This window comes from Streptomyces sp. CBMA156 (assembly GCF_014596515.1).
Classification (GTDB): Bacteria; Actinomycetota; Actinomycetes; order Streptomycetales; family Streptomycetaceae; genus Kitasatospora.
Window position 1 is genome coordinate 1 of the sequence record NZ_MSJQ01000047.1, and the last position, 25102, is coordinate 25102.

Below are 25102 nucleotides of genomic sequence, written 5' to 3' on the forward strand. Positions count from 1 at the left end.
AGGGCACGGCGAGGGCGGTGGCGAGGCGGGCCGCCGCCCGGGCCGCCAGGTCGCGCGCGCCGGGCGCCGGGAACGGGCGGGCCACTTCCTCCACGCTGCCGTCCACCAGCACCAGCCCGGCGGTCCGCTCGGGGTGCAGCCGGGCGAAGGCCTCCACGTGGAAGCCCGCCAGCGAGTGGCCGGCCACGGTGCAGGGCCCGCGCAGTCCGAGGCCGTCCAGCACCGCCAGTATTCGCCCGGCCTCGCCGGCCGCCGTCGGCGCGGGCCGCCCGGTGGCGGGTTCGGCGGCGCTCAGCCCGTAACCGGGCCGGTCAAAGCGGACCACGGTGCGGTACGGCGTGAGGAAGGGGACGACCAGGTCCCAGTCGAACCAGCTGCTGCCGAGGCCGCCGGAGAGCAGGCAGACCGGGCCGCTGCCCTCGGTGCGGACGTGCAGCGGGACGCCGTCGACGCGCAGGAAGCGCACCCCGGTGCCGGGGTCGTCGGGGCTGGTCATGCCGGCCTCCGTTCCCGGACCGGCTCGGCCGGGCGTTCCCGCCCGTCGGCCTCCTCGTCCGGCGTGGCCGAACCCTCCGGCCGCTCCGGCGCGTTCGGCGTGGCCGGGCGGGCCGGGCGGACCGAGCGGGCGACGCCCAGGGCCAGCAGGCCGAGCCAGAGCGCGACCAGCAGCACCTGGAGCCGCTGCCCGGCCCCGAGCGCCCAGGTGCCGCGCCCTGCCTGGAAGGCGGCGATCGAGGCGAGGCTCCAGCCGGTTGCGAGCAGCTCGGCCCCCAGCAGCCAGGGCCCGAACCGGCGCACCGGCGGCCACCAGCGGTAGCGCCGGGCGGCCACGGTGAGCGAGACCAGCGCGGTGAGCGCGCCGGCCATGGCGAGGCTGCTGGTGACGGCGTGCGCGGTGTGGGTGGCGGGGACGAGCCCGGCGGTCTCCCGGGCGGCGCACATCTCGTCGCTGGTGGGGGTGCAGCTGAGCGGCAGCCGGGAGTCCGCGGCGGTCGCGGCGCCGAACAGGGCCAGCGCGGCCCAGCCGGCCAGCGCCCAGCGGTTCCGCCGGGAGGCCCCGGCCCGACCGGTGGCGAGGGCGGTGCCGGCGGCGGCGAGCAGGCAGAGCCCGGCGACCAGGTCGGTGGCCCGGAACAGGCCGCCCAGCGGCTGGTCCTCGGCGGCGAGCTCGCTGATGTACGCCTGCACCGGGTCGAGGCCGGTGCTCAGCACGACCTCCAGCACCCAGGCGGTGTACGCCACGGCGCTGAGCAGCAGCAGGGCGGCGACAGCGGCCGGCGCGGCGCGGTGTCCGGGCTCGCCGCGTCCCGACCCGACGCGTCCTGACCTGCCGGATCGTGCACGGGGGTGTCCTGGCTGGGGGCTGGGCACCGTTCCACCCTAACCAGAGGCGAACTCCAGCCCAACCAGGCGGAAAGGGGCGGATCGGGCGGTGGCGACCGGACCGGTTCGAGGCACCCCGCGGAACCGTGTATTGTTTTCCAGGTCAGCAGGCGCCGCTAGCTCAGTTGGTTAGAGCAGCTGACTCTTAATCAGCGGGTCCGGGGTTCGAGTCCCTGGCGGCGCACAGACAGTTGGGGAGTCTCTCGCAACAGCGAGAGGCTCCCTGATTTTTTGGCCTCCGACGTCCGTTTTGCGTGTGATGTCGGTCTCGATTGGCGATCCGCCGGAGCCATCCGGCCCGTTCTGCTCGTCCAGGGCAGTAAAACCGGAATCGGGACAAAGGTCCCCAACCGCCGATGTCCCCGTCCGTGCAGGCCGCTTCGCGGTGCTCGCAGGAAAGGCCGCGCTTTGTCCAGAAACGCCCAGAGCGGCCGTCGCACGCCGTCGATAAGCCTCCGGCCGGTCAAGCGGCTCAAGCGCTCCACCGGCCCGGCCGGCGGGTCCGGCAAGTCCGGAGGCTCCGGCGGCAAGAAGTCGCGCCGCCCGAAGCGCACCGGCTGGCGCCGGCTGATACCCACCTGGCGGATGACCCTGCTCGGCTTCGGCTCGGCGCTGCTGCTCGGTATCGGACTGTTCGCGCTGGGGATCGCCCTGGTGAAGGTGCCGGACGCGCACGCCGCCGCGACGGCCCAGAGCAACACCTGGCTCTACTCGGACGGCTCGGTGCTCACCCGCACCGGCCAGACCAACCGGCAGAACGTCACCCTGGACAAGGTCTCCCCCGCCGCCCAGCACGCCGCGCTGGCCGCCGAGGACCGGAACTTCTACAACGAGGGCGCGGTCAACGTCCAGGGCCTGGCCCGGGCCGCGATCAACACCGCCAAGGGCGGCTCCACCCAGGGCGGCTCCACCATCACCCAGCAGTACGTGAAGAACACGTACCTGAACCAGAAGCAGTCGATCACCCGCAAGGTGAAGGAACTGTTCATCGCCATCAAGGTGGACGCCACCGAGAGCAAGAACGACATCCTCTCCGGCTACCTGAACACCTCCTACTACGGCCGCGGCGCCTACGGCATCCAGGCCGCCGCGCAGGCGTACTTCGGCATCGACGCGTCGGCGCTCAACGCCGCCCAGGGCGCCTACCTGGCCACCCTGCTGAACGCCCCGAGCGCCTACGACGTCGCCACCGCGACCGCGGCGGGCAAGCAGAACGCCGTCAACCGCTGGAACTACGTGCTCGACGGCATGGTCAAGGAGGGCTGGCTCCCCGCCGAGGAGCGGGCCGGGACCGCCTTCCCCGAGGTCCGTGACCCGCAGCCCAACCCGGGCCTGTCCGGCCAGGCCGGCTACCTGGTCGACGCGGCCACCAAGTACCTCACCTCCAGCGGCGTGATCAACGAGACCGAGCTGGCCAAGGGCGGCTACACGATCAAGCTGAGCGTCGACCCGGCCCGCCAGCAGGCCCTCCAGGACTCCGTCCAGGCCCAGCTGCACGACAACCTGAACCCGGAGAAGCGGAAGAAGGACGCGGCCGCCCAGGCCGGCGCCGTCTCGGTGGACCCGAAGACCGGTGCGATCGTCGCCCTGTACGGCGGCGTCGACTACGTGAAGCACTACGTCGACAACGCCACCCGGCGCGACTACCAGGCCGGCTCGACCTTCAAGGCGATCGCGCTGGCCGCCGCCTTCGAGAACAACGCCAAGACCCAGGACGGCCGCACCATCACGCCGCGCACGGTCTACGACGGCACCAGCGGCCGGAAGGTCCGCGGCGGCAAGGGCACCCCGTACGCGCCGCCGAACGAGGGCGACAAGAGCTACGGCCAGATCAGCCTCCAGCAGGCCACCGACTGGTCGGTCAACTCGGCGTTCGCGCAGCTGGCGCAGGACACCGGGCTGCAGAAGGTCAAGGACACCGGCGTCGCGCTGGGCCTGCCCGGCAACACCCCGGGCCTCGACCCGGTGCCCTCCATCCCGCTGGGCGCGGCCACCCCGAGCGTGCTCGACATGGCGGGCGTGTACGCCACGCTGGACAACGGCGGCAAGCAGATCACCCCGTGGCTGGTGCAGTCGGTGGACCGCGAGGGCGAGAACGTCGCGCTGCCCGCGCACAAGACCACCCAGGCGATCAGCGCGGACACCGCCGACCAGGTCACCTCGATGCTCCAGGGCGTGGTGAGCGACCCGGGCGGCACCGGCTGGCGAGCGAAGTCGCTGGGCCGTCCGGTGGCGGGCAAGACCGGTACCACCGACGACCAGAAGTCGGTCTGGTTCGTGGGCTACACCCCCGAGCTGGTCACCTCGGTCGCCCTGTTCGGCCAGGACCCGGGCAACGGTGCCCAGGTCAGCCTGAGCGGTGTCGGCGGCATCGACGGCGCGGCGGGCGGCCAGTTCCCGGCCCAGATCTGGACCAGCTACATGAAGGCCGCGCTCAAGGGCCAGCCGGTGAGCGACTTCCCGACCCCGGCCGGCGGCGACTCCTCCGGTGCCGCCGACCTGCCGACCGCCCCGAGCACGCCGAACAGCGCCCCGTCGACGAGTGCGCCCACCGGTACTCCGAGCTCCGGCCCCACCACGACGCCGGGCGGCGGCTCGGGCTCGGGCGACGGCTCGGGCTCGGGCTCGGGCTCGGGCTCGGGCTCGAACACCCCGTCGGGTGGCACCGACGGCGGCGCGACCACCGCGCCGACGGCTCCCGCGACCACCCAGCCGACCCAGCAGCCCACCCGGCCGACCCGGCCCACCTCGCGGCCGACACCGACCACCCAGCCGACCCAGCAGCCCACCCAGCAGCCGACCACCCCGCCCACGGGCGGAACGGACGTGCTCACCGGAACGGGTGCCTCGTCCGGATCCGGAGGCTGACCGGGGCCCGTACGACCCCGGCCGGCCCGGTCGCGTGACCGGGCTGACCGGGGTCGTACGGCCGTGCCGGGCGAGGCCGTGTGACCGGGTCGGACGGGGTCGCGTGATTGCGCCACCGCGCACAGTTCGGGGCAGGACCGAATGACGGAATGGCGCCTTACTCGACCGTCGATATGACTGTCACAATGCGGCAGTGCACAGATCATCGGCCTTGCCCACCCGCCCGTCGCGCAGGACCGTCGGCCTCGGCCTCGCGCTGGTCGCCGCCGTCTCCTTCGGCGGCTCCGGCACCGCGGCCAAGCCGCTGATCGAGGCCGGCCTCTCCCCGCTGCACGTGGTGTGGCTCCGGGTCACCGGGGCGGCGGTGGCGCTCCTCCCGATCGCCTGGCGACACCGGGACGCCGTACTGCGCCGCCCCGGCCTGCTGTTCGGCTTCGGCCTGCTCGCCGTGGCGGGCGTCCAGGCCGGCTACTTCGCGGCGATCTCCCGCATCCCGGTCGGCGTCGCCCTGCTCATCGAGTACCTCGGGCCACCGCTGCTGATCGCCTACGTCAAGTTCGTCCAGCGCAAGCCGATCAGCCGGGGCGCGGCCGTCGGCGCCGGCGTCGCGGTGGCCGGGCTGGCCTGCGTGGTCGAGGTCTGGAACGGCCTGAGCTTCGATGCGCTGGGCGTGCTGTTCGCCCTCGGCGCGGCCTGCTGCCAGGTCGGCTACTTCGTGCTCGCCGACGCCGGCCGGCGCGGCGACCGCCCGGTCGACCCGCTGGCCGTCAGCGCGTACGGGCTGATCGTCGGCGCCGTGCTGCTCACCGTCTTCACCCTGCCCTGGAAGGCCGACTGGAGCCTGCTCGGCGGGTCCGTGGTGATGAACGGGCACACCCTGCCCGCGCTCCTCCCGGCCGCGTGGATGGTCCTGGTCGCGACCGTGCTCGCCTACCTGACCGGCGTGATCTCGGTCGGCTACCTCTCGCCGCCGGTCGCCGGGGTGGTGGCCAACCTGGAGGCGGTGGTCGCCACCGTGACGGCCTGGGTGCTGCTCGGCGAGCACCTCGGGATGCCGCAGATCGCGGGCGGCCTGCTGGTGCTGGCCGGCGCCATCGCGGCGCAGGCGAGCAAGCCCCCGGCGGACGGGGACGGGACGGCGGACGGAAAGGCGCCGTACGGAAAGGCGGCGGGCGGTACCGCGGGACTGGCGGAGGGTGCCGACGTGGCGGAGCTGGACGCGGGGCCCGGAGGCGCCGGGCGTGGCGCTGCCGGGCCGGGGGCTCACGACCGGGTGGCCGCCGAGCGTGGGATCAGCGGCCGGTCCAGCCGAACCAGTCGAAGTGATTGAGCGGCCAGACGACGGCCGACACCGGGCCGACCACGTTGTCCACCGGCACGGCGCCGCCACCCGGGCCGTGCTGGTGGTAGCGGGAGTCCGCCGAGTCGCTGCGGTGGTCGCCCTCGACCCAGACGTAGCCCGACGGCACCTTCACCGGCCCGAAGTCCAGCCCCGCACAGGAGTCGTCCCCGGGATGCAGGTACGGCTCGTCGAGCTTGCGCCCGTCGACGGTCAGCGTGGTGCCCTCGCACTGCACGGTCTGGCCGCCGGTCGCGATGACCCGCTTGACCAGGTAGTTGTCGTCCTTCGGCGGCACCAGGCCGACGAAGCTGAGCGCCGAGCTCACGGCGTTGGTGAACGGGTTCGGGTCGGTGGGCTGCGGCGGCAGCCAGCCCCCCGGGTCCTTGAACACCACCGGCTGCCCCGGCTCCGGCTCCCAGCCGGTCAGCGGCGCCAGCTTGTTCACGCCGACCCGGTCGCCGATCCGCAGGGTGTTCTCCATCGAGCCGGACGGGATGGTGAACACCTGGAACAGGCAGGTCTTGATCAGCAGCGCGACCAGCAGCCCGACCGCCGCCATGACCGGCAGCTCGATCCACCACGGCCGGGGGCGCCGGCCCGGGCGGCGGGCCTTGCGGCCGCGCGAGCCGCGGCCCTGACGGCGGGCCTCGGCGCGGCCGCCGGGGGTGGGCCGGACAGCGGAATCGCTGGGGGCTCCACCGGGCGTTTCGGGCAGGTTCACCGCCATCGTCGCTGCTCCACCTCTCCGGCTGGGGAAACCTGCACGCTACGCCACCCGGAGAGCCTGACGAAATCGGGCATTTAGCCGCCCCCGACATGCCCGGGCGGCCCGGGTCCGCTCCGGGGGAGTCGCTCCGCGCCTCAGGAGCGGGCGATGGCCTCGTGGTGGCGGATGACCTCGGCGATGATGAAGTTCAGGAACTTCTCCGCGAAGACCGGGTCCAGCTTCGCCCCGGCCGCCAGCTCCCGCAGCCGCTTGATCTGGTCCCGCTCGCGGGCGGGGTCCGCCGGCGGCAGCTTGTGCTCGGCCTTGAGCCGGCCGACCCGCTGGGTCGCCTTGAAGCGCTCGGCCAGCATGTGGACCACCGCGGCGTCGATGTTGTCGATGCTCTCGCGCAGGCTGGTCAGCTCGGCCCGTACGGCGTCGTCGATCCCCGTGGGCAGGCCGGCGTCGGGGGTCGTGGAGTGGTCCGTCATCGGGGCGGCTCCCGGTGTCTGCGGTGGGCGCCCGACCGTACTGCGGCCGGGCTCGGGCCCGGGCAAATCTAACAGGGCCCCCGCCCGGGCCCCGCACCGTCCGACGGAACCGTCCACGATCCGGACGGCGGTCCCGGACCGGCCGCCTCCACCCGGCTCCGCTCCGCCCGGCCACCGCGGGTGTGACACGGCTGACCGGGAGGGGATCTGCCCGTAGGCTGGGGTCCGCATGACCGAAAGTGACCGCTCGAACACTCCCTCAGCACCGGAGGACCCGATCGTGGCAACTACCCGCACCGCCCGCACCGAATGGGAGGGCAACCTCCTCGACGGCAAGGGCCTGGTGACCTTTGAATCCTCCGGGATCGGCGAGTACCCCGTCTCCTGGCCGGCCCGCGCCGAGGCGCCCAACGGCAAGACCAGCCCCGAGGAGCTCATCGGGGCCGCCCACTCCGCCTGCTTCTCGATGGCCCTCTCACACGGTCTGAGCGGCGCCGGCACCCCGCCCGCCAGGCTGACCACCCGGGCGGACGTGACCTTCCAGCCCGGCACGGGCATCACCGGAATCCACCTGACCGTCGTCGGCGAGGTCCCCGGACTGGACGAGGCCGGCTTCGTGAAGGCCGCCGAGGACGCCAAGGCCAACTGCCCGGTCAGCCAGGCCCTGACCGGTACCACCATCACCCTCTCGGCCTCGCTGGCCTGAGCCGCCCCTCCCCCGCCACCGCCCCTCCCCTTCTCCTGCGCCGTCCGATCGCCCCCCGACTCCCGGCCCGCTCCGTTCCACTTCCGGCGCGCGACCGGCGCCCAGGGGCGCGGCTTCGGCGCACGCGCCCCCGGTGTACATCATGTGATGTGCACCGGGGGCGTCTGAACGTATCGCCGCACATGATCACAAAGCGGGCGAATCACCCTGGCGGCGGTCACCGCGTGTTGCCGTCGCGGCCTATGATCGGCCGCAGCGCCCTGTCCTTCGGGCGGGTCTCCGCACGCCAGCGCCCCACGGCGGGCGGCCCCGCAGCGGACCGGCTCCGAGGACCGCGACAGAGTGCGGAGCCGGCCACCGGGTCCCGACTGGCCGGCCGGACCATCGTCAAGCGTCAGCAGCGGACGGGAGCATGCCGTGCCGGGCCAGAACGAGGGGGCCGACGCACACCACCCGGGCGTGCGGCACGAGGAACCAGCACGCCACCGCCACCTCACCGCGCCGGTCCTGGAACCGGCCGCCGGCTCGTCCCCCGGCTCGGCCATCGAATCGGCCATCGGCTCCGTCGCCGCCCTCAGCGCCCGCGGAACGCTGGCGGAACCCGAGCTGCTGCTCTGCCCCACCTGCTCGGCCCCGCTCACCGGCAACGGTCACCGGGGAGCCCTCAGCGGCGCCGACCGGACGAGCGGCGGCATCGGCAGGACCGACGGCGGCATCAGCAGGGCCGAGGGCGGGGCCGACCGGCTGCTGGCCGCACTGCGGGCCAGCGAGTCCCGGTTCAGGGCCGCCTTCTGCGACGCCGTCATCGGCATGGCCCTGATCGATCCCGAGGACCGGATCATCGAGGTCAACCCCGCCTTCGCCGGCCTGATCGGACGGGGCGTCGGCGAACTGGTCCGCACCCACCTGCACGAGATCATCGACCCCGAGGGCATGCCGGACCGGCTCTTCTCCGAACTCGTCCGCGGGGAGCGGGAACGGTTCCGCGTGGAGAAGCAGCTCAAGCACCGCGAGGGCCACACCGTCTGGAGCAAGCTCACCGTCTCGCTGATCCGGAACGGCGCCGGGGAGCCGCTCTACACCCTGGCGCTGGTGGAGGACATCACCGAGCAGCGCCGGCTCGGCGACCGGCTGGAGTACCAGGCCCTGCACGACCCGCTGACCATGCTGCCCAACCGGGCCTACTTCTTCGAACGGCTCGACGCCGCCTGCCTCGCGCCGGCCGACGAGCCCGCCCCCGGCGGAGCCCCGGACGACCGCCGGGTCGGGGTCTGCTACCTGGACCTCGACGGTTTCGCGGCGATCAACGAGGCGCTCGGCCACCACATCGGCGACCAGCTGCTGGCCGCCGTCGCCACCCGGCTGCGGCGCGGGTTCGACGGGCACGACACCCACCTGGTGGCCCGGATGGGTGGCGACGAGTTCGCCGTCCTGGTCACCGACAGCCTGGGCAGCGAGCAGCTGACCGAGCTGGCCGCCCGGATCCTGGAGGTGCTGGAACGTCCCTTCGACGTCGCCGGGCACCGGCTGGTGATCACCGCGAGCGTGGGCGTGGTCGAACGGTCCGTGCACGAGACCACCCCGACCGACCTGGTCAAGGACGCCGACGCCACGCTCTACTGGTCCAAGGCCGACGGCCGCGCCCGCTGGACGCTCTACGACCCGGACCGCGGCGCCCACCAGCTCACCCGGCAGCTGCTCGCCACCGCGCTGCGCCCGGCCCTGGAGCGCGGCGAGTTCACCATCGAGTACCAGCCGCTGGTCGGTCTGGCCGACGGCACCGTGCACGGCGCGGAGGCACTCGTCCGCTGGCGCCACCCCCGCTACGGGACGCTCTCCCCGGACCGCTTCATCCCGCTCGCCGAGGAGACCGGCGCGATCGTGCCGCTCGGGACCTGGGTGCTGGAGGAGTCCTGCCGCCAGGCCCGGCAGTGGCTCACCGAGTTCCCCGAGACCGAGACCTTCGTGAGCGTCAACCTGGCCGCCCGCCAGATCTGGGACTCCGACATCGTGGCCGACGTCGCCCGCGTCCTCGAACGCACCGGGCTGCCGGCCGGGCTCCTCCAGCTGGAGATCACCGAGAGCGCCCTGCTCGGCCCCGGCGGACGCCCCCTCCAGGCGCTCCAGGCACTCGCGGACATGGGCGTGCGGATCGCGATCGACGACTTCGGCACCGGCTACTCCAACCTGGCCTACCTCTCCCGGCTGCCGGTGCACGTGCTCAAGCTCGACGGCACCTTCATCGAAGGCTTCCGGGAGCCCGCCGCGGCGGACCGGCCCGGCCTCCCCGAGCTCGGCTCCCGCCGCAGCGACGCGGACGAGCAGATCGTCGGCGCGATGGTGCAGCTGGCCCACACCCTCGGGCTGACCGTCACCGCCGAGGGCATCGAGAGCGCCGCCCAGGCCGAGCGCCTGCGGCTGACCGGCTGCGACACCGCCCAGGGCTGGTACTTCGCCCGCCCCGGCGAGGCCGAACTGGTCGCGGCCATACTCCGCGACGGCGGCCCCGCCCTCGACCGCCGGTAGCGGCGCGGGAGGCGGGGCGGTTCGCGACCGCCGGTAGCGGCGGGACAGGGCCGTTCGCGACCCTCCGGGGCGGTCAGGCGGTGGCCGTCAGGCCGTACGCCTCGGCGATCAGGCCGTAGGAGCGGAGGCGGGCCTCGTGCCCGTGGATGTGCGAGGTGACCATCAGCTCGTCCACACCGGTCCGCTTGCGCAGGGCCTCCAGCCCGTCGGCGACCCGGCCCGGGTCACCGAGCACGACGTTGTCGAGCCAGCTGTCGATGAAGTCCGCCTCGACCGGGCTGTACGGGTACTGCTCGGCCTCCTCCGGGGTGGGGATCGGGCCGGGGTTGCCGCGCCGCAGGCGGAGCATGCCGAGGGCCGCGGAGCGGGCGAGACGGCGGGCCGAGGGCTCGTCGTCGGCGGCCACCGCGCTGACGCCGATCAGCGCGTACGGCTCGGCGAGCACCGCGGAGGGGCGGAACGACGACCGGTAGAGGTCGAGCGCCGGGATGGTGTTGGCGCTGCTGAAGTGGTGGGCGAAGGCGAACGGGAGGCCGAGCCGGCCCGCCAGCTGGGCGCTGAAGCCGGAGGAGCCGAGCAGCCAGACCGGCGGGCGGGCCTCGCCCTTGGGCACGGCGGTCAGCCGGGCGTACGGGTGGCCGTCCGGGAAGTCGCCGTCGAGGAAGTGGGTCAGCTCGGCGAGCTGCTGCGGGAAGTCGTCCGCGCCTTCGGTGAGGCCGCGGCGCAGCGCCCGGGCGGTGGCCGGGTCGGTGCCGGGGGCGCGGCCGAGTCCGAGGTCGATCCGCCCGGGGTGCAGGGCCTCCAGCAGGCCGAACTGCTCGGCGATGGCGAGCGGGGCGTGGTTGGGGAGCATGACGCCGCCGGAGCCGAGCCGCAGCGTGGTGGTGTTGGCCCCGAGGTGGGCGAGCAGGACGGCGGGGGTGGAGCTGGCCACTCCGGGCATGCCGTGGTGCTCGGCCACCCAGAAGCGGTGGTAGCCCCACTGCTCGGCCTTGCGGGCCAGCTCGGTGGTGGCGGTGAGGGCCTCGGCGGGCGTGTGGCCGACGCCGACGGTGGCCAGGTCGAGGATCGAGAGCGGAGCGGGTGCCGTTCCGCGGGCGGTGCCCCGGATCGCCGCGCCGGCCGTCGGCCCCGTCCCGCGCTCCTGCTGGTCCTCGGTGGTCATGCCGTCCGCCCTCCTGGTTGTCTTCGAGCCGGCCTTCGTGGGTGACCGCGCGGGCTCGGTCGGCCCGCCGGTCGATCTGCTCGACGACCGGGGTCAACCACGGCCGCCGGCTCGCTGTTCCCGCGTCCCGGAAGTCGTCCGGCCACGGTCCGGATGGGTTTCGGCCATTTCGTACGGGAGTCCGACCCGGTCGTCCGGCTGACGGAGAGCCAGCGGGCGAACACGGTTGGCGACTTCCCGCCAGCGCCGGAAGTCGCCAGCGCCAGGTCTCGCGGCAGGGGGCCGGAGTCCGGCAGGCTGGAGTCAGGGAGCGGGTCACCGAGCGGGGACCCGCGCTCCACCAGCAAGATCGTCGGGCTGGACCAGCTCCGGACGATCACTGCGAGCCCTCGGCGCGGCACCCCGCCCCGGGGGCTCGTTCGCTTCTCGCACCAGGCACGACGCCCCTCCGCCAGGCGGCCGGCCCCCGCCCCGGCCGCCCCGCGCACCCGATCCGCCACGGCGGAGTCCGGCCGGATTCGGCGTCCGTGATCCACGGCATACCGGGGTGCTTCATGGCATGAAAAGTCAAGGCGCTAGCGTTGACCCCAGCAGCCACCTGCTCCCTCGGGCGGCGTGGAGGGAGTAAAGGGCCTTGAACTTCGTGGCGGCGATCGGATCCTCGTGGATCTGCGCGCTGGCGCTCGTCGCCGTGCTCGGAGACGCCCTCCTGCCGTTCATCCCCAGCGGGACGCTGGTCATCCTGGCGGTGCTCAAGACGTCGCAGATCGACGGCGCGCCCCTGATGCTCGCGCTGGGCGTGGCGGTGGCCTCCTTCCTGGGCGACCTCCTGCTGCTCAACCTGGCCCGGCGCGGCGCCCCGATGCTGCACCGCCGGCTCGCCCGGCGCCCGCAACTGGCGGCCAGCGTGACCCGGGTCCAACAAGCCCTGATCGAGCGCCCCCACGGCGCCGCGGCGGCGATGGTGGTGATCGCGCGGTTCGTACCGGCCGGGCGGACCGTCCTCGACCTGGCCATCGGCCACTCCCCCGCCCATCCGCACCGGTTCCTGCACTGGTCGGCACTGGCGGCGCTGGTCTGGGCCGCCTACATCGTGACGCTGGGCTGGCTGAACAGCCACTGGTTCAACACCGCCTGGCTGAGCCTCGTGGTCTCCTGTGCGGCGGCGACCGTCATCAGCACCGCGGTCGCGCGAATAATCCGCCGCACCCGGCGGCTCGCCGCACTCTGACGGGCCCGCCCGGCGCTCGCCTGCCCGCTGCCGGCCTGCCCGTTCCGGCCTGCTTGCTCCGACCTGACCGTTCCGGCCGCTCCGCTGCCCTGTGCCTCCGGGTGGGCTTCGGACCGTCCGGTTCCGCAAGGGGCAAAAGTTTCCCCAAAAGAGCGACCAACCAGACCGAACGCTGACGAACTCCCCCGGAAGGCGGGCAGGCCGGCGGTAGCGTGATGACCGGGCCACCCGGGGCGGGAAGCGTCACAGGACGGCAACAGTCGGCGAATCCCCGCAGCCCAGCCGGATGCTTCCGGCGTGTTGAGAACCGTCGGCGTTCGGCGACCTTGGTTGCCTTCGCAGCGACATGACATGCTAACGGCGGAATATTCATCAATTGCCCGATTTGACCGGTGCGGCTGCGGGCCGCCCTCACCACCGGTATCGGTACCCAGGGGAGACCATGACCAGCATCTCGCGCAGGACGGTGCTCAGTGCAACCGCTGCGACCGCGGCCCTCGGCGCGGTCGCGGCCTGCTCCAGCGGCGGATCCGGTTCTGGCCAGGGCTCCGCCTCCCCCGGTCCCGGCAGCGCGAGCAGCACCCAGGGCGGCACCGGCGACCCGACCCAGGCGGTGGTGCCCAAGGGCACCCCGATCGGTGACGGCTCCAACGCGGACACCGGTCCGCAGCCGAACCAGCCCAAGTTCGAGAAGCTCAAGCCGGGCGAGCGTCCGCCGCAGTTCGTGGTCTTCTCCTGGGACGGTGCGGGCGGCACCGACGACGGCCAGTTCCCCCGCTTCCTGAAGCTGGCGGAGCAGCACAAGGCCACGATGACCTTCTTCCTCTCGGGCATCTACGCCCTGCCCAAGGGCAAGTCCGACCTGTACCACCCGCCGAAGCACTCGGTCGGCGCCTCCGACATCCCGTACCTGTCGGACGGCGCGGTGAAGAGCACGCTCAAGCTCGTCAGCCAGGCCTGGCTGGCCGGGCACGAGATCGGGACCCACTTCAACGGGCACTTCTGCTCCAGCCGTCCGGACAAGAACGGGGTCAACGTGTGGACCCCGGAGGACTGGCAGAGCGAGATCGACCAGGCGATCGGCTTCGTCACCCAGTGGCGGACCAACACCGGCTTCACCGACGTCGACCCGCTCCCCTTCGACTACAAGAAGGAGCTCATCGGCGGCCGCACCCCGTGCCTGGAGGGTCAGAAGGCGCTGCTGCCGACCATCGCCAAGCTGGGCTGGAAGTACGACGCCAGCTCGTCGGGCGGCCTCCAGATATGGCCGCAGAAGGTGCAGGACGGCAAGGTCTGGGACTTCCCGCTGCAGTCCATCCCGTTCCCCGGGCACACCTTCCAGGTCCTGTCGATGGACTACAACATCCTGGCCAACCAGTCCAAGGGCAGCACCAAGGGCGACCCGGCCATGTACGACGAGTGGCGCACCCAGGCCGCGAACTCCTACCTGGCGGGCTTCGAGCGCGCGTACAACGGCAACCGCGCGCCGTTCTTCGTCGGCAACCACTTCGAGCAGTGGAACGGCGGTATCTACATGGACGCCGTCGAGCAGACCCTCAAGGCCGTCGCGGGCAAGCCCGACGTCCGGCTGGTCTCCTTCAAGCAGCTGGTCGAGTGGCTGGAGGTCCAGGACCAGTCCACCCTGCGCAAGCTGCGCACGCTGAACGTCGGCCAGGCGCCGACGGGCGGCTGGGAGAGCTTCCTCGGCGCGGCGGGCTGACGCGCCGAAGGGCGGAGGAACGCGGAACCGGCACCGGCCGGCGGGGCTCGGCCCCGCCGGCCGGCGTCGTCCCGGTCGGACGCTCGGCCGGGCCCGCTACCCGGCGGTGGGGACGTCCGCGAGCAGGCTGCGGACGATGCGGTCGGCCCCGGCCCCGCCCCAGAGGATCGAGTAGTGGTTGGTGTCCGGCACCGGCGAGGCGGGCACCCGCTCCTGGTCCAGCCCGGCCAGACCGATCCGCCCGTGGTCGTAGAGGCCCTGCGGCTCGTCGAGCAGGCCGCGCTCGGCCCAGAGCAGTTCGGCCGGGCAAGGCAGCCGGTGCACGGCGGCGGCCGCGTCCTCGTCCAGCAGGACCTGGGCGCCGTCGGCCCGTACCGCCTCCAGCACGCAGGAGGAGTGCAGTTCGGGCTCCGTGCCGACCAGGTCGCGCTGGGTGTAGGCGTCGATCCCCTCGCTCCAGGCGCCGGCGAAGGCCGGGTGTGCGCGCCAGAACTCCCGGTAGGCGTCCCGGTCCTGGAAGGTCGTGGACAGCCGGGCCAGCGCGGGGCCGAGCACCGCGGCCAGGGCGTCCTCCTCGTGGACGCCCTCCGGCAGCGGGAAGGTCAGCGCTCCGTCGACCAGCAGGACGCGGCGGACCAGGCCGGGGTGCCGGACGGCGGCCAGGGCGGTGACCCAGGCCCCCATCGAGTGGCCGACCACCGTGACGGGGCCCGAGCAGAGCGCCCCGATCAACGCGGCCACGTCGTCGGCGTGCCGGGCCAGCCCGTACGGTCCGGCGACCGAGCGGCTGGCGCCGCGGCCCCGCAGGTCGGGTGCGAGCAGGGTCGCCCGGCCGGCGAGCCGGTCGGCGACCTCGTACCAGGCCAGGCCGTTGGCGGTGATGCCGTGCACCGCAACGATCGTCGGGGCCTCAGGGTCCTCGGCGGGCCAGCGCAGGACGGCCAGGTCCCCACCGGGCACGGGGACGGTCGACTCCTCGGGCTTCAGCGGCGACTGGCTCACGCGGGGGTACCTCCGGTCGGGCGGGCGGTTCCGAGGCCGGCCGGCGCCGGGACGGCGCGGGCGGACCGGACCGCGCGGATGCGGGCAGGCAGTCTAGCCAGCCCGCCGGGCAGCAGGTAGACCACGGCGACGAACAGGGTCCCCAGCAGGAAGAGCGGCTGGGAGAGCGGCACGCGCAGCACCCCGGGCAGGTCGGCGACGGTCGACGAGTTGGCGAGGTCGCCGAGCCGGTGGCTGGCCCAGGTGTACAGCACCCCGCCGAGCAGCGGCCCCCAGCGGGTGCCGGAGCCGCCGAGGACGACCATGACCAGGAGCGCGAGCGTGGCGTCCGAGGTGGCGGCCTGCGGGGTGGCGCCGCCGGTCAGCAACAGGTAGACCACCCCGCCCAGTCCGGCGAGCCCGCCGGACAGCACGAAGGCGACCAGCTTGTAGCCGTAGGGCCGCAGTCCGAGCACCTCGACCCGGCGCTCGTTCTCCTTGATGCCCTCCCAGACCCGGCCCATCGGCGACTTGACCGCCCAGTGGACCGCGGCGACCGTCAGCACCAGGTAGCCGACGGCGATCCAGTAGAGGTTGGCGGTGTTCTCGATCCCGAGCAGGCCGGAGGGCAGCAGGTCGGCCGGAGCGGAGCGGCCCTCCTCGCCACCGGTGACGCCACCGGGGTTGCGCTGGACGAGGATCGAGCCGGCCTGGGCGAAGGCGAGGGTGACCATGGAGAAGCCGATGCCGGTGACGCGCAGGCTGACCGAGCCGAGCAGCAGGGCCAGCAGCACGGAGCAGGCGACGCCGAACACCGCGGCGGCGACGAACGGAAGCCGGAGCTCCAGCATGCCGAGGTCGGTGGCGTAGAGGCCGGTCGCGAAGTAGAGCGCGTGGCCGAAGGAGAGCAGTCCGGTCCGGCCGAGCAGCAGGTCGTAGCCGGTGGCGAGGCCCCCGTAGAGCAGGCACAGGGCGAGCAGTTGGAGGCTTCCGGGGCTGCCGAGCGGGCCGTCGAGCAGTCCCGGTACGGGAAGCGCACTATAGGGGGCGACAAGGAACGTGATCAGCAGAGCGATCGGCCACCAGCGTAGCGTTCTGTGCACACCTGTCCAGCGATTAGTGACTGGATCACCCGTTCGAGGGATGGCGCCGGACGCGGCCTTGTGTTCACAATGGGTCTCGGCAAGGCCGGTGTCAGTCCCCCTTGCCACAGTGGTGGTGTCGGCGGAGCTGGTGTCAGTCCCCTCCGTCGGCATGGTGGTCACGGCAGGGCTGGTGTCAGTCCCCCCTGTCGGAGCGGCGGCGCTGCGGCCGGCCGCGGGGCCACCGGTGCTCGTGATCGGTGTTTCGGCGCTCACGCGAGCCTCCCGGTGAGTCCACGGGGTCGGACGAGAAGCAGCACGGCGAGCAGGACGACGACCGAGAGGTCGCCGAGCCCGGCGCCGGTGTAGTAGTTGGCGAACTGCTGGACGAGACCGACGCCCACCGAGGCGACGGCGGCTCCGGTCACGGAGCCCATGCCGCCCATCACCACCACGACGAAGGCGAAGATGAGCAGGCCGGTCCCCTGGCCGGGATTGACCGAACCGAAGTAGAGGCCGCCGAGCGCGCCGCCGAGCGCGGCGGCCGCCCCTCCGAGGGCGAACACGAGGGTGAACGCCTTCCGGACGTCGATGCCGAGCGCGGTGACCATCGCCCGGTCCTCGACGCCGGCCCGGACGATCAGCCCGTAGCGGGTGCGGGCGAGGAACAACCGAAGAGCGAGCAGCAACAGTGCGGCGGCAGCCACCAGCACGAAGCGGTTGACCGGGACGGTCGCACCGAGCACGTGCCAGGTGCCGGACAGCAGCTCCGGCTGGGGGAAGGGGCGGGAGTCCGCGCCCCAGATCCCCATCAGCAGGGCGGGTACGGCGAGCCCGACCCCGACAGTGGCGAGGATCTGGTCGCGCGGGCGGCTGTAGAGCGGCCGGATCAGGAAGAGCTCCAACAGGACGGCGGCGGCCGTCCCGACCAGGGTGCCGAACGGCACCGCGAGCCAGAAGGAGAGACCGGCTTCGGCGCCGGCCCACCAGGTGGCGTACGCGCCGATGGAGAGCAGGGCGCCGTGCGCGAAGTTGAGCACGTCCATCAGCCCGAAGATCAGCGACAGACCGGAGGCGACCAGGAAGTACAGCGCACCGAGACCGAGTCCGGTACAGAAAAGGAGGACGACAGTGTCCATCAGGGCTTCACCTCCGCGGTGACGACAGGGGTGGCCGGGGAGGCCCCGGGCCGGGGTCCGCCCGCGAGCGGGTGACGGGAGCCGACGCCGAGCAGGCGGCGGGCGGCCTCCTCGTCGGCCAACAGCTCGGCGGTGTCGCCGCGGTGGGCGGTACGGCCGTCGGCCAGGACGGCGCAGGTGCCGGCCAGCCGGCGGACGAGGGCGAGGTTCTGCTCGACCAGCAGGACGGGCACGGCTTCGGCCGCACGCGCCAGCACATCGGCCACCTCGGCGACGATCTTCGGGGCCAGCCCCTTGGTGGGCTCGTCGGCGATGATCAGCCGGTTGCGGTTGAGCAGCGTCCGGCCGATCGCCACCATCTGCTGCTGGCCGCCGGAGAGCGTCCCGGCCAACTGTCCGGCCCGCTGCTTGAGTTCGGGGAAGAGCTCGTGGACGAGCGCGTAGTTCGGCTCACCGGCCCCGCTCCCACCCCCGGCGGCGCGCTCGGCGGCACGCTCGGCAAGACGGAGGTTCTCGGCGACGGTCAGGCCGGCGAAGATCCCCCGGTCCTCGGGCGCGTAGCCGATGCCGTGGCGAACGACCAGATGCGTGGGAAGGGAGGAGAGTTCGGCGCCGGAGAACCGGATGCTTCCGGTGCGCGGCACCAGGCCCATGACGGCCTTGACGGTGGTGGTCTTGCCCGCGCCGTTGCGGCCCAGAAGCGCGGTCACCCCGGCGGGGGCCACGTCGAGGTCGACGCCGTGCAGGATGTGCAGCCCGTCGATGACCACCCGCAGATCGCGGACGGAGAGGAGGGGTCCGGCAGTGGACGGCAGTGAGGAGGACGAGTGCGCCGAAGGAGAGGGGCGCTGATCGGAGAACGGAGAGGAGGTCACAACGCCTCACCCAGGTAGGCCTGCTGAACGGTCGGATCGGCCATCACGGCCTCGGGGGTGTCCAGAGCGAGCAGGGTGCCGTGGTGCATCACCGCGAGCCGGTCGGCCAGGCCGAGCAGGACGTCCATGTGGTGTTCGACCATCAGGACGGTCCGGCCCAGGTCGCGGTGCACGGAACGGATCAGCTCGGTGAGGGCGGGCACCTCCTCCGCGCTGACACCGGCCATCGGCTCGTCCAACAGGATCAGCCGGGGCTCGGAGACCAGCAGGACGGCCAGCTCCAGCTTGCGCTTCTCCCCGTGCGAGAGCGCACTGGCCAGGGTGTCCGCGCGGTGGGTGAGCTCAGTGCGTTCCAGGGTGGCGGCCAGCTGCTGCTCGTAGCGGTCGGCACGGCGCCAGAGCCGGTACGAGGCACCGGGCCCGGCCGCCGCCTGGGCGGCCAGGCGGACGTGGTCGGCGACGGTCATCCCCGGCCAGAGGGAGGAGGTCTGGAAGGTGCGTCCGAGCCCGCGCCGGGCCCTGGCGTGCACCGGCTCGGCGGTGATGTCCGCGCCGTCGAGGTGGAGGCGGCCGTGGCTCGCCGGGTAGATGCCCGAGATCAGGTTGAAGAGGGAGGTCTTGCCGGCGCCGTTGGGCCCGATGAACGCGATGAACTCGCCTTCGTCGACCGAGAAGGAGACGTCCTCGACGATCGGCACACCGCGGACGGACCAGCCGAGCCCGTCCAGGCTCAGCACCGGGGAGGAGGGCAAGGAGGAACGCGCCGGCGGAGCGGCAGAAGCGGAAGGAGTGGAGACGGTACGGGCGGGCATCGGGATCAGCCCGCCATCGGGACGACCGGGGGCGCCGCCTCGTCCGCGGTCAGGGTCTTCTCCACCGAGGGCTTGGCGGCGGCACCGTTGCCGGTGAGCCGGGCCTGGAACATCGGCTGGAGCAGGGCGTGGTCCTCGGCGCGCACCGTGGTCTTCCCCTTCACCCCGTCGAAGCTCCAGCCCTCCAGGGCCTTGATCAGGGCCGAAGTGTCCTCGGCGGAGCCGTGATTCGCCTCGACGGCGTGCACGATCATCTGCGCCGCGGTGAAGCCGTCGGGGGTGAAGATGTCGGTCTTTCCTCCGGCGGAGGCGACGGCCTCGGTCATGGCCTTCTCGACCGGGGTGCCGGCGGCGCCTTCGAAGTAGTGGTTCAGGAAGGAGATCTTCTCGCCGGCCGGGCCGAACAGCGGGTAGGAGGCGGCCAGGTCGAGGCCGGTGACGACCTTGGTGTCGGCGAACACGTCCTGCTGGTTGAGCGCCGTCCACAGGGCCGAGGCGGTGTCGCCGGCCCAGGCGACGAACAGCAGGTCGGGCTTGGCGGTCTTGGCCTGGGTGGCGAAGGGGGTGAGGTCGGTGGCGCTCGGCGGGGCGAGCACCTGGTCGACCGTCGCGCCCTCGGCACCGAGCAGGGCCTTCACGGCGGCCACGTTGGCCTGGCCGAAGGCGTTGTCCTGGGCGAGCACGGTGACCTTCTTGCCCTTGGCGTCACCGACGAACGAGGCCGCGGTCTTGATGTCCTGGTAGGACTGGCGGCCGGAACGGAAGGTGTACTTGTTCAGGCCGGTGACCTTGTCGGCGGCGGCCGGGCCGCTGATGAAGAGCACCTTGTTCTGGGCGGCGATCGGGCCGACCTGGAGGGCCACGCCGGAGGCGGTGGAACCGGCCAGCACCTTGTGGCCCTTGCCGATCAGGTCCTTGGCGGCGGACACCGCCTTGGCCGGGTCGCCCGCGTCGTCCTGCTCCTCGAACTCGATCTTGTGCCCGTCGACCGCGCCGGTGCCCTTGGTCGCGTAGCTCAGGCCGGCCTTGAAGCCCTCCAGGTACTGCTTGCCGTAGGCGGCCAGCGGCCCGGTCTTGGAGTACACCAGGCCGACCTTGATCGGGCCCTTCGCCCCACCGTCCGCCGTGTTCGTCCCGGCCGTGCCGGCCTTGGCGCAGCCCGAGGCGAGCAGGACGCAGGCCGCGAGGGCGGCGAACTTCCGGGCCGGGCCGCCGGTCAGGGAGTCGCCCAGGCGGGCGCCGGAGGCGGTCCTGGAGGGGGCTGTCGAGCTGCGCATGGTGACCGACTCCTGTGGTGCGGCGGGGTGGATGCGGGAACCGTAGGTGTGCGGTGGGAGCGGCGACATGTGCCCGACCGACGCATCACCCGGCCGGGATGTGGCTCCGGTCGACATACCGTCGGCCCGGCCCCGTTCCCCGGGCGCTCCGGTGTGGCCGGCCGCCACGACCCAGGGCCCACCCATGGGGGTGGCCGCCATGGCTGCCCCGGCCCGTGTCCGGTGACGGTGGAGGGGCGCGGAGCCCGTCCGGCGGCAGCCACCCCAGCGGCGTGCCCGACCCCGGTCCGGACCGGACAGGACCCCAGCCCAGCCCGGTCCGACCGCGGGCTCCGCGCGGTTCCCGAGCCCGCCGGCCACCCCGATGTCCGCTCCGCCCCCGACCCCTGGTTCGCCCTCGACGCCCGGCCGTCCCGACGCCCGGCCCGTCCCCGACGCCCGGCCCTCACGGACGCCTGCCGGCCCCGCGGTCGACCCGCCCACCCCCTTTCCTCCCACTCCTCACGAGGTGATCCCTTGGACAAGGTCCTGGACTCCCCCGCCGACGCCGTCGGGGACATCCCCGACGGCGCGGTGCTGGCCGTCGGCGGCTTCGGCCTGTGCGGCATCCCGAGCACGCTGATCGGCGCCCTGGTGGACTCCGGTGCCACCGGTCTGCGGGTGGTCTCGAACAACTGCGGGGTGGACGACTGGGGGCTGGGCCTGCTGCTGCGGGCGGGCCGGATCGCCCGGATGACCTCCTCGTACGTCGGGGAGAACAAGGAGTTCGCCCGGCAGTACCTCTCCGGCGAACTGGAGGTGGAGCTCACCCCCCAGGGCACGCTGGCCGAGCGGCTGCGGGCGGGCGGCGCCGGCATCCCGGCGTTCTTCACCCCGGCCGGGGTCGGCACCCAGGTCGAGGAGGGCGGGCTGCCCTGGCGCTACGCGGCGGACGGTTCGGTGGCCCTGGCCTCCCCGCCGAAGGAGGTCCGGGAGTTCGGCGGCCGCCGGTACCTGCTGGAGGAGGCGATCACGGCGGACTTCACGCTGGTCCGGGCCGAGGTGGCGGACCGGCACGGCAACTGCGTGTTCCATGCCGCCGCCCGCAACTTCAACCCGCTCTGCGCGGCGGCCGGCCGGATCACCCTGGTCGAGGCGGACCGGATCGTCGAGCCCGGCGAACTCCCCCCGGACGCGGTGCACCTGCCCGGGGTGTACGTCGACCGGGTGGTGGCGGCCGACCCCGGGGACCGCCGCATCGAGCGCCGGACCGTCCGCCCCGCACTCCAGGAGGCCTGACCCGATGCCCACCCCGACCATCACCGCCACCGCGACCGGCCCCACCGCGACCACCCCCGGCGTCTCCGCCGCGCCCACGCCCGCGCCCACGCCCGCCCTTGACCCGCGCAACGCCCTGGCCGCCCGCGCCGCCCGGGAGTTGCGCGACGGCCAGTACGTGAACCTGGGCATCGGCCTGCCGACGCTGATCCCCAACCACCTCCCGCCGGGCGTCGAGGTGGTGCTGCACTCGGAGAACGGCGTCCTCGGCGTCGGCCCGTACCCGGAGGAGGGCACCGAGCACGCCGACCTGATCAACGCCGGGAAGGAGACGGTGACGGTCGCCGCCGGCGCCTCGTACTTCGACTCCGCCTTCTCCTTCGGCATGATCCGGGCCGGGCGGATCGACGTCTCGGTGCTCGGCGCGATGCAGGTCTCCGCCGCCGGGGACCTCGCGAACTGGATGATCCCCGGCAAGATGGTCAAGGGCATGGGCGGCGCGATGGACCTGGTGCACGGCGCCCGCCGGCTGATCGTGGTGATGGAGCACACCGCCCGCGACGGCTCACCGAAGATCGTCGAGGAGCTGTCACTTCCGGCTACCGGACGGGGAGTTGTGGACCGGATCGTCACCGACCTCGCGGTGGTCGACGTGACCCCGGAGGGGCTGCGCGTGGTGGAGACGGCCCCGGGCGTGGGGTTCGCCGAGGTCCAGGCGGCGACCGGCGCCGCCCTGCTGCCTCCGCTCTGACCAGCCAGGCCCCGTACGGACGGCCGGATCGCCCCGGGGCGGTCCGGCCGTCCCGCTGCCCCTCGCCGCGCTCCTCCTTCCACCCCCTCGCCGCCATCCCCCTTCCGGCGCCCCTCGCCGTCACCCCCTCGGCACCACCCCCGCTCCACCATCCGGCCTCCGCCGGGTAACGCGGATCGGCCGGGCAGGGCGAATTCGCCGCAATAGCACCAACACCCGCCAGATCGGCCGGGAACCGTGGCATCTTCATGCCTGGACGACGGTGATCGCCCGGATTGGTTGCGATCACCGTTGCGCTCAGGGAGAGTTGAGGAAGTCGAGGATCCCGACGTGTCCGGAGGGGAAGCTGGAAAAGCATCGGGATCCCGGATTCGAGGCCGCCGTACCCGCGCACAACCGAACCGGTCGCACACGCTGGACGTGCCGGACCGCCCGGAAACCGCCTGAGAAGCATGGTTCCCCGGGCCGCGTTCTCGCCGGTTCCACCTGGTTCCACCCGGCCGGCTCCGAGTCGAGGCAAGCCCACGCAGAAGCCGAGCGAGTGAAGCAAGGCGCGAACTCCGGGGGGAGCAGCTATGAGCACGCCGTTCTCACGACGAAAGGGCGTCGGAACGGCCCACGGGCGAGGTGACGGACGAGGTGAAGGGCAGCTGGACGAGGCCGTCCTGAGCACCGTAGCCGTACCCGAAGCCCCGTACGACTACGGCCACTTCAGCCGTCTCGCCGGCCCGGCACACGACCCGGACGAGGACGACGACCTCGGCGGCGGCGTCTACTGGCCCGACCCGGCCGTCTCGTACGAACCCGCCCCGGCAACCTCGTACGCCCCAGCCCCGGCCCCAGCTCCCGTCCCCGCAACCGCCCCCTCGGCCGCTTCCCATGAACCACCGCCCACGGAACCCCCGTACCGCGTCCGCTACCGCAGCCTGCTGCGCCGCGAGCCGCACCGGATCCGCGCCGCCCTGCTGCTGATGGCCGCTCCCGTGGTGGAGGTGGTGCTGCTGGTCTGGTTGCTGCTGCCGGAGCACTGGCCCGAGCGGATCGACGAGACCAACACCCTGGTGCTCCTCGGCGACAAGGTGATGATCGGCATCATCGCCGTCGTCGAGGTGTTCCGGCTGGTCAACGTCGTCTCCAACACCCACGCCACGCTGGTCGCCCGCGATCCGATCCCGGTGACACCGGTGCCGGGCACCCGGGTCGCCTTCCTCACCACCTGCGTGCCGGGCAAGGAGCCGCCGGAGATGGTCCGGGCCACGCTGGCCGCGGCCCGCGCCGTGCGGCACGACGGACCGTACGACGTCTGGCTGCTGGACGAGGGAAACGATCCTGCAATGCAGGAGCTCTGCGCCGAACTGGGCGTGCGCCACTTCAGCCGCGCCGGCCGGCCGCACTGGAACCGGCCGAAGGGCCGGTTCCGCGCCGGGACCAAGCACGGCAACTACAACGCCTGGCTCCAGGCCCACGGCGACGACTACGAGTTCTGGGTGTCCGTGGACACCGACCACGTTCCGCTGCCGGACTTCTGCGAGCGGATGCTCGGCTACTTCCGCGACCCCGACGTGGCATTCGTGGTCGGCCCCCAGGTGTACGGGAACTACCGGAGCTCGGGCTCGGCCGTCACCAAATTCTCCGAGAGCCAGCAGTACCTCTTCCACGCCCTCATCCAACGCGCCGGAAACCGCTACGGCGCGCCCATGTTCGTGGGCACCAACAACGCCGTCAGAATCCGCGCACTCCAGTCGATCGGCGGGTTGTCCGACTCCATCACCGAGGACATGGCGACCGGTCTGGAGTTCCACCGGAGCCGGAACCCGGAGACCGGAGAACGCTGGAAGTCCGTGTACACCCCGGACGTGCTCGCGGTCGGCGAGGGCCCGTCGTCCTGGACCGACTTCTTCTCCCAGCAACTGCGCTGGAGCCGCGGCACCTACGAGACCCTGCTCACCCAGTACTGGCGGGTGCTGTGGCAGCTGTCGCCCGGGCGGCTGCTCAACTACTCGCTGATGGTGGGCTTCTACCCGATGGCGGCGCTCACCTGGCTGCTCGGCGGCCTGTCCAGCGTCCTCTACCTGGGCTTCGGTGCCTCGGGCGTGCACGTCTCCTCGGAGATCTGGATGATGCTCTACAGCGACGCCGCCGCCCTCCAGCTCCTGCTCTACACCTGGAACCGCAAGCACAACGTGAGCCCGCACGAGCCGGCCGGCTCCTCCGGGGTGGCCGGCATGGTGATGTCGGCGCTCTGCGGCCCGGTCTACGCGGCCTCGCTGCTCCAGGCACTCGTGCGCCGCCGCAGCCGCTTCGTGGTGACGCCCAAGGGCCGCTCGGCCAGCACCGACCGCCTCGGTGCCTTCCGCTTCCACCTGTTCTGGACGCTGGTGTTCGGCGGCGCGATCACCGCCTCCTACTTCACCGGCTACGACCACGCCGCCATGCGCGCCTGGGCCTGGATCGCCCTGCTGTTCACCCTCCTGCCGGTCCTGATCACGGCCGGCGACGCCGTCCGCCGTCGCAGGACCCGCCCCACCGCCACCCTCACCGTCACCGGCGGCCCGACGGCGACCCCGGCGGTCCTCCTGGAGAAGCGCCGCCCGCGCCACGCCCGCGACCGCCGGGCCGCACAGCCCGTACGGACCGCGCCACCGCCGTCGTTCACCCCGCCCGCACCCGACCGGACCGGGAACCGCACGCCCTCCCACTGAACGGAACGGCACAGCGCCGAACCGGACAGCCGCCCGAGCAGAACAGCCGTCCGAACCGAACAGCCCCCGACCGCCTCCCGAGGGAGCA

20 protein-coding genes and 1 tRNA gene are annotated in these 25102 nt (G+C 73.0%); 10 read left to right on the forward strand and 11 right to left on the reverse strand.

Annotated elements, in window-relative coordinates; genetic code table 11:
* Positions 1-496 (reverse strand): alpha/beta fold hydrolase (locus tag BU198_RS03390; RefSeq protein ID WP_188295317.1); only part of this gene is annotated, 496 nt, incomplete at its 3' end.
* The gene (locus tag BU198_RS03395) at positions 493-1371 is read right to left on the reverse strand and encodes a DUF998 domain-containing protein (RefSeq protein WP_411293132.1); all 879 of its coding nucleotides are present in this window, start codon (positions 1369-1371) and stop codon (positions 493-495) included. The genes BU198_RS03395 and BU198_RS03390, both read right to left, overlap by 4 nt.
* A gap of 122 nt (positions 1372-1493) precedes the next feature.
* Here BU198_RS03395 and BU198_RS03400 point away from each other — a divergent pair.
* From BU198_RS03400 to BU198_RS03410, 3 genes are all read left to right on the forward strand, one after another.
* Positions 1494-1567: transfer RNA gene (locus BU198_RS03400), tRNA-Lys, on the forward strand.
* 224 nt (positions 1568-1791) lie between these two features.
* Positions 1792-4251: a transglycosylase domain-containing protein gene (locus tag BU198_RS03405; RefSeq protein ID WP_223243874.1), complete on the forward strand. Its 2460-nt coding sequence runs from the start codon at positions 1792-1794 to the stop codon at positions 4249-4251.
* A 211-nt stretch (positions 4252-4462) separates the two neighbouring features.
* Positions 4463-5581, forward strand: coding sequence for an EamA family transporter (locus tag BU198_RS03410; RefSeq protein ID WP_223243875.1), 1119 nt, complete (start codon positions 4463-4465; stop codon positions 5579-5581).
* Here the strand turns inward: BU198_RS03410 and lepB are convergent.
* Together lepB and BU198_RS03420 are read right to left on the reverse strand one after the other, a co-directional pair.
* On the reverse strand, positions 5544-6320 hold the full coding sequence (gene lepB, locus BU198_RS03415; protein WP_188295318.1) for a signal peptidase I: 777 nt from the start codon (positions 6318-6320) through the stop codon (positions 5544-5546). The two genes, BU198_RS03410 and lepB, sit on opposite strands and share 38 nt — an antisense overlap.
* A gap of 134 nt (positions 6321-6454) precedes the next feature.
* The gene (locus BU198_RS03420) at positions 6455-6790 is read right to left on the reverse strand and encodes a chorismate mutase (protein ID WP_188295319.1); all 336 of its coding nucleotides are present in this window, start codon (positions 6788-6790) and stop codon (positions 6455-6457) included.
* Positions 6791-7070: 280 nt separating this feature from the next.
* On the opposite strand from BU198_RS03420, the gene BU198_RS03425 reads away from it, so the two are divergent.
* Positions 7071-7496 (forward strand): OsmC family protein, encoded by a 426-nt coding sequence (locus tag BU198_RS03425; protein ID WP_188295320.1) that lies wholly within the window; start codon positions 7071-7073, stop codon positions 7494-7496.
* 417 nt (positions 7497-7913) lie between these two features.
* The gene (locus tag BU198_RS03430; RefSeq protein WP_317619941.1) at positions 7914-10022 is read left to right on the forward strand and encodes a putative bifunctional diguanylate cyclase/phosphodiesterase; all 2109 of its coding nucleotides are present in this window, start codon (positions 7914-7916) and stop codon (positions 10020-10022) included.
* Between the two features lie 73 nt (positions 10023-10095).
* Here the strand turns inward: BU198_RS03430 and BU198_RS03435 are convergent, their stop codons facing one another.
* Positions 10096-11187, reverse strand: coding sequence for an LLM class flavin-dependent oxidoreductase (locus tag BU198_RS03435; protein ID WP_188295321.1), 1092 nt, complete (start codon positions 11185-11187; stop codon positions 10096-10098).
* Between the two features lie 643 nt (positions 11188-11830).
* On the opposite strand from BU198_RS03435, the gene BU198_RS03440 reads away from it, so the two are divergent.
* Together BU198_RS03440 and BU198_RS03445 are read left to right on the forward strand one after the other, a co-directional pair.
* A complete protein-coding gene (locus tag BU198_RS03440; protein WP_317619947.1) occupies positions 11831-12418 on the forward strand; it encodes a DedA family protein in 588 nt (195 codons plus the stop codon).
* A gap of 442 nt (positions 12419-12860) precedes the next feature.
* Positions 12861-14138: a hypothetical protein gene (locus BU198_RS03445; RefSeq protein ID WP_188295323.1), complete on the forward strand. Its 1278-nt coding sequence runs from the start codon at positions 12861-12863 to the stop codon at positions 14136-14138.
* A 96-nt stretch (positions 14139-14234) separates the two neighbouring features.
* Here BU198_RS03445 and BU198_RS03450 read toward each other — a convergent pair whose 3' ends face one another.
* The 6 genes from BU198_RS03450 to BU198_RS03475 form a co-directional block, all read right to left on the reverse strand.
* Positions 14235-15140, reverse strand: a complete 906-nt coding sequence (locus BU198_RS03450; RefSeq protein WP_188295324.1) for an alpha/beta fold hydrolase — start codon at positions 15138-15140, stop codon at positions 14235-14237.
* Positions 15137-16264, reverse strand: coding sequence for a branched-chain amino acid ABC transporter permease (locus BU198_RS03455; RefSeq protein ID WP_411293135.1), 1128 nt, complete (start codon positions 16262-16264; stop codon positions 15137-15139). The genes BU198_RS03450 and BU198_RS03455 overlap by 4 nt, the downstream gene beginning before the upstream one ends.
* A gap of 209 nt (positions 16265-16473) precedes the next feature.
* Positions 16474-17340: a branched-chain amino acid ABC transporter permease gene (locus BU198_RS03460; protein WP_074005092.1), complete on the reverse strand. Its 867-nt coding sequence runs from the start codon at positions 17338-17340 to the stop codon at positions 16474-16476.
* Entirely contained in the window at positions 17340-18155 is an 816-nt protein-coding gene (locus BU198_RS03465) for an ABC transporter ATP-binding protein (RefSeq protein ID WP_188295342.1), read from the reverse strand. Before BU198_RS03465 ends, BU198_RS03460 begins: the two co-directional genes overlap by 1 nt.
* A 56-nt stretch (positions 18156-18211) precedes the next feature.
* Positions 18212-18967 carry an ABC transporter ATP-binding protein gene (locus BU198_RS03470; RefSeq protein ID WP_411293133.1) on the reverse strand — a complete coding sequence of 252 codons (756 nt, stop codon included), beginning with the start codon at positions 18965-18967 and terminating at the stop codon, positions 18212-18214.
* 65 nt (positions 18968-19032) lie between these two features.
* On the reverse strand, positions 19033-20304 hold the full coding sequence (locus BU198_RS03475) for a substrate-binding domain-containing protein (protein ID WP_188295326.1): 1272 nt from the start codon (positions 20302-20304) through the stop codon (positions 19033-19035).
* A gap of 516 nt (positions 20305-20820) precedes the next feature.
* Between BU198_RS03475 and BU198_RS03480 the strand changes: the two genes are divergently transcribed.
* From BU198_RS03480 to BU198_RS03490, 3 genes are all read left to right on the forward strand, one after another.
* On the forward strand, positions 20821-21582 hold the full coding sequence (locus BU198_RS03480; RefSeq protein WP_188295327.1) for a CoA transferase subunit A: 762 nt from the start codon (positions 20821-20823) through the stop codon (positions 21580-21582).
* A 4-nt stretch (positions 21583-21586) separates the two neighbouring features.
* Positions 21587-22312 (forward strand): 3-oxoacid CoA-transferase subunit B, encoded by a 726-nt coding sequence (locus BU198_RS03485; protein ID WP_188295328.1) that lies wholly within the window; start codon positions 21587-21589, stop codon positions 22310-22312.
* A 575-nt stretch (positions 22313-22887) separates the two neighbouring features.
* Positions 22888-25014, forward strand: a complete 2127-nt coding sequence (locus BU198_RS03490; protein WP_188295329.1) for a glycosyltransferase family 2 protein — start codon at positions 22888-22890, stop codon at positions 25012-25014.
* Positions 25015-25102: the final 88 nt, after the last annotated feature.

What these genes read in the sequence shown, in the direction of transcription:
- lepB (WP_188295318.1), bottom strand. Translation starts at nt 6,320, where the DNA reads ATGGCGGTGAACCTGCCCGAAACGCCCGGTGGAGCCCCCAGCGATTCC.
- BU198_RS03420 (WP_188295319.1), bottom strand. Translation starts at nt 6,790, where the DNA reads ATGACGGACCACTCCACGACCCCCGACGCCGGCCTGCCCACGGGGATC.
- BU198_RS03435 (WP_188295321.1), bottom strand. Translation starts at nt 11,187, where the DNA reads ATGACCACCGAGGACCAGCAGGAGCGCGGGACGGGGCCGACGGCCGGC.
- BU198_RS03445 (WP_188295323.1), top strand. Translation starts at nt 12,861, where the DNA reads ATGACCAGCATCTCGCGCAGGACGGTGCTCAGTGCAACCGCTGCGACC.
- BU198_RS03460 (WP_074005092.1), bottom strand. Translation starts at nt 17,340, where the DNA reads ATGGACACTGTCGTCCTCCTTTTCTGTACCGGACTCGGTCTCGGTGCG.
- BU198_RS03475 (WP_188295326.1), bottom strand. Translation starts at nt 20,304, where the DNA reads ATGCGCAGCTCGACAGCCCCCTCCAGGACCGCCTCCGGCGCCCGCCTG.
- BU198_RS03485 (WP_188295328.1), top strand. Translation starts at nt 21,587, where the DNA reads ATGCCCACCCCGACCATCACCGCCACCGCGACCGGCCCCACCGCGACC.
- BU198_RS03490 (WP_188295329.1), top strand. Translation starts at nt 22,888, where the DNA reads ATGAGCACGCCGTTCTCACGACGAAAGGGCGTCGGAACGGCCCACGGG.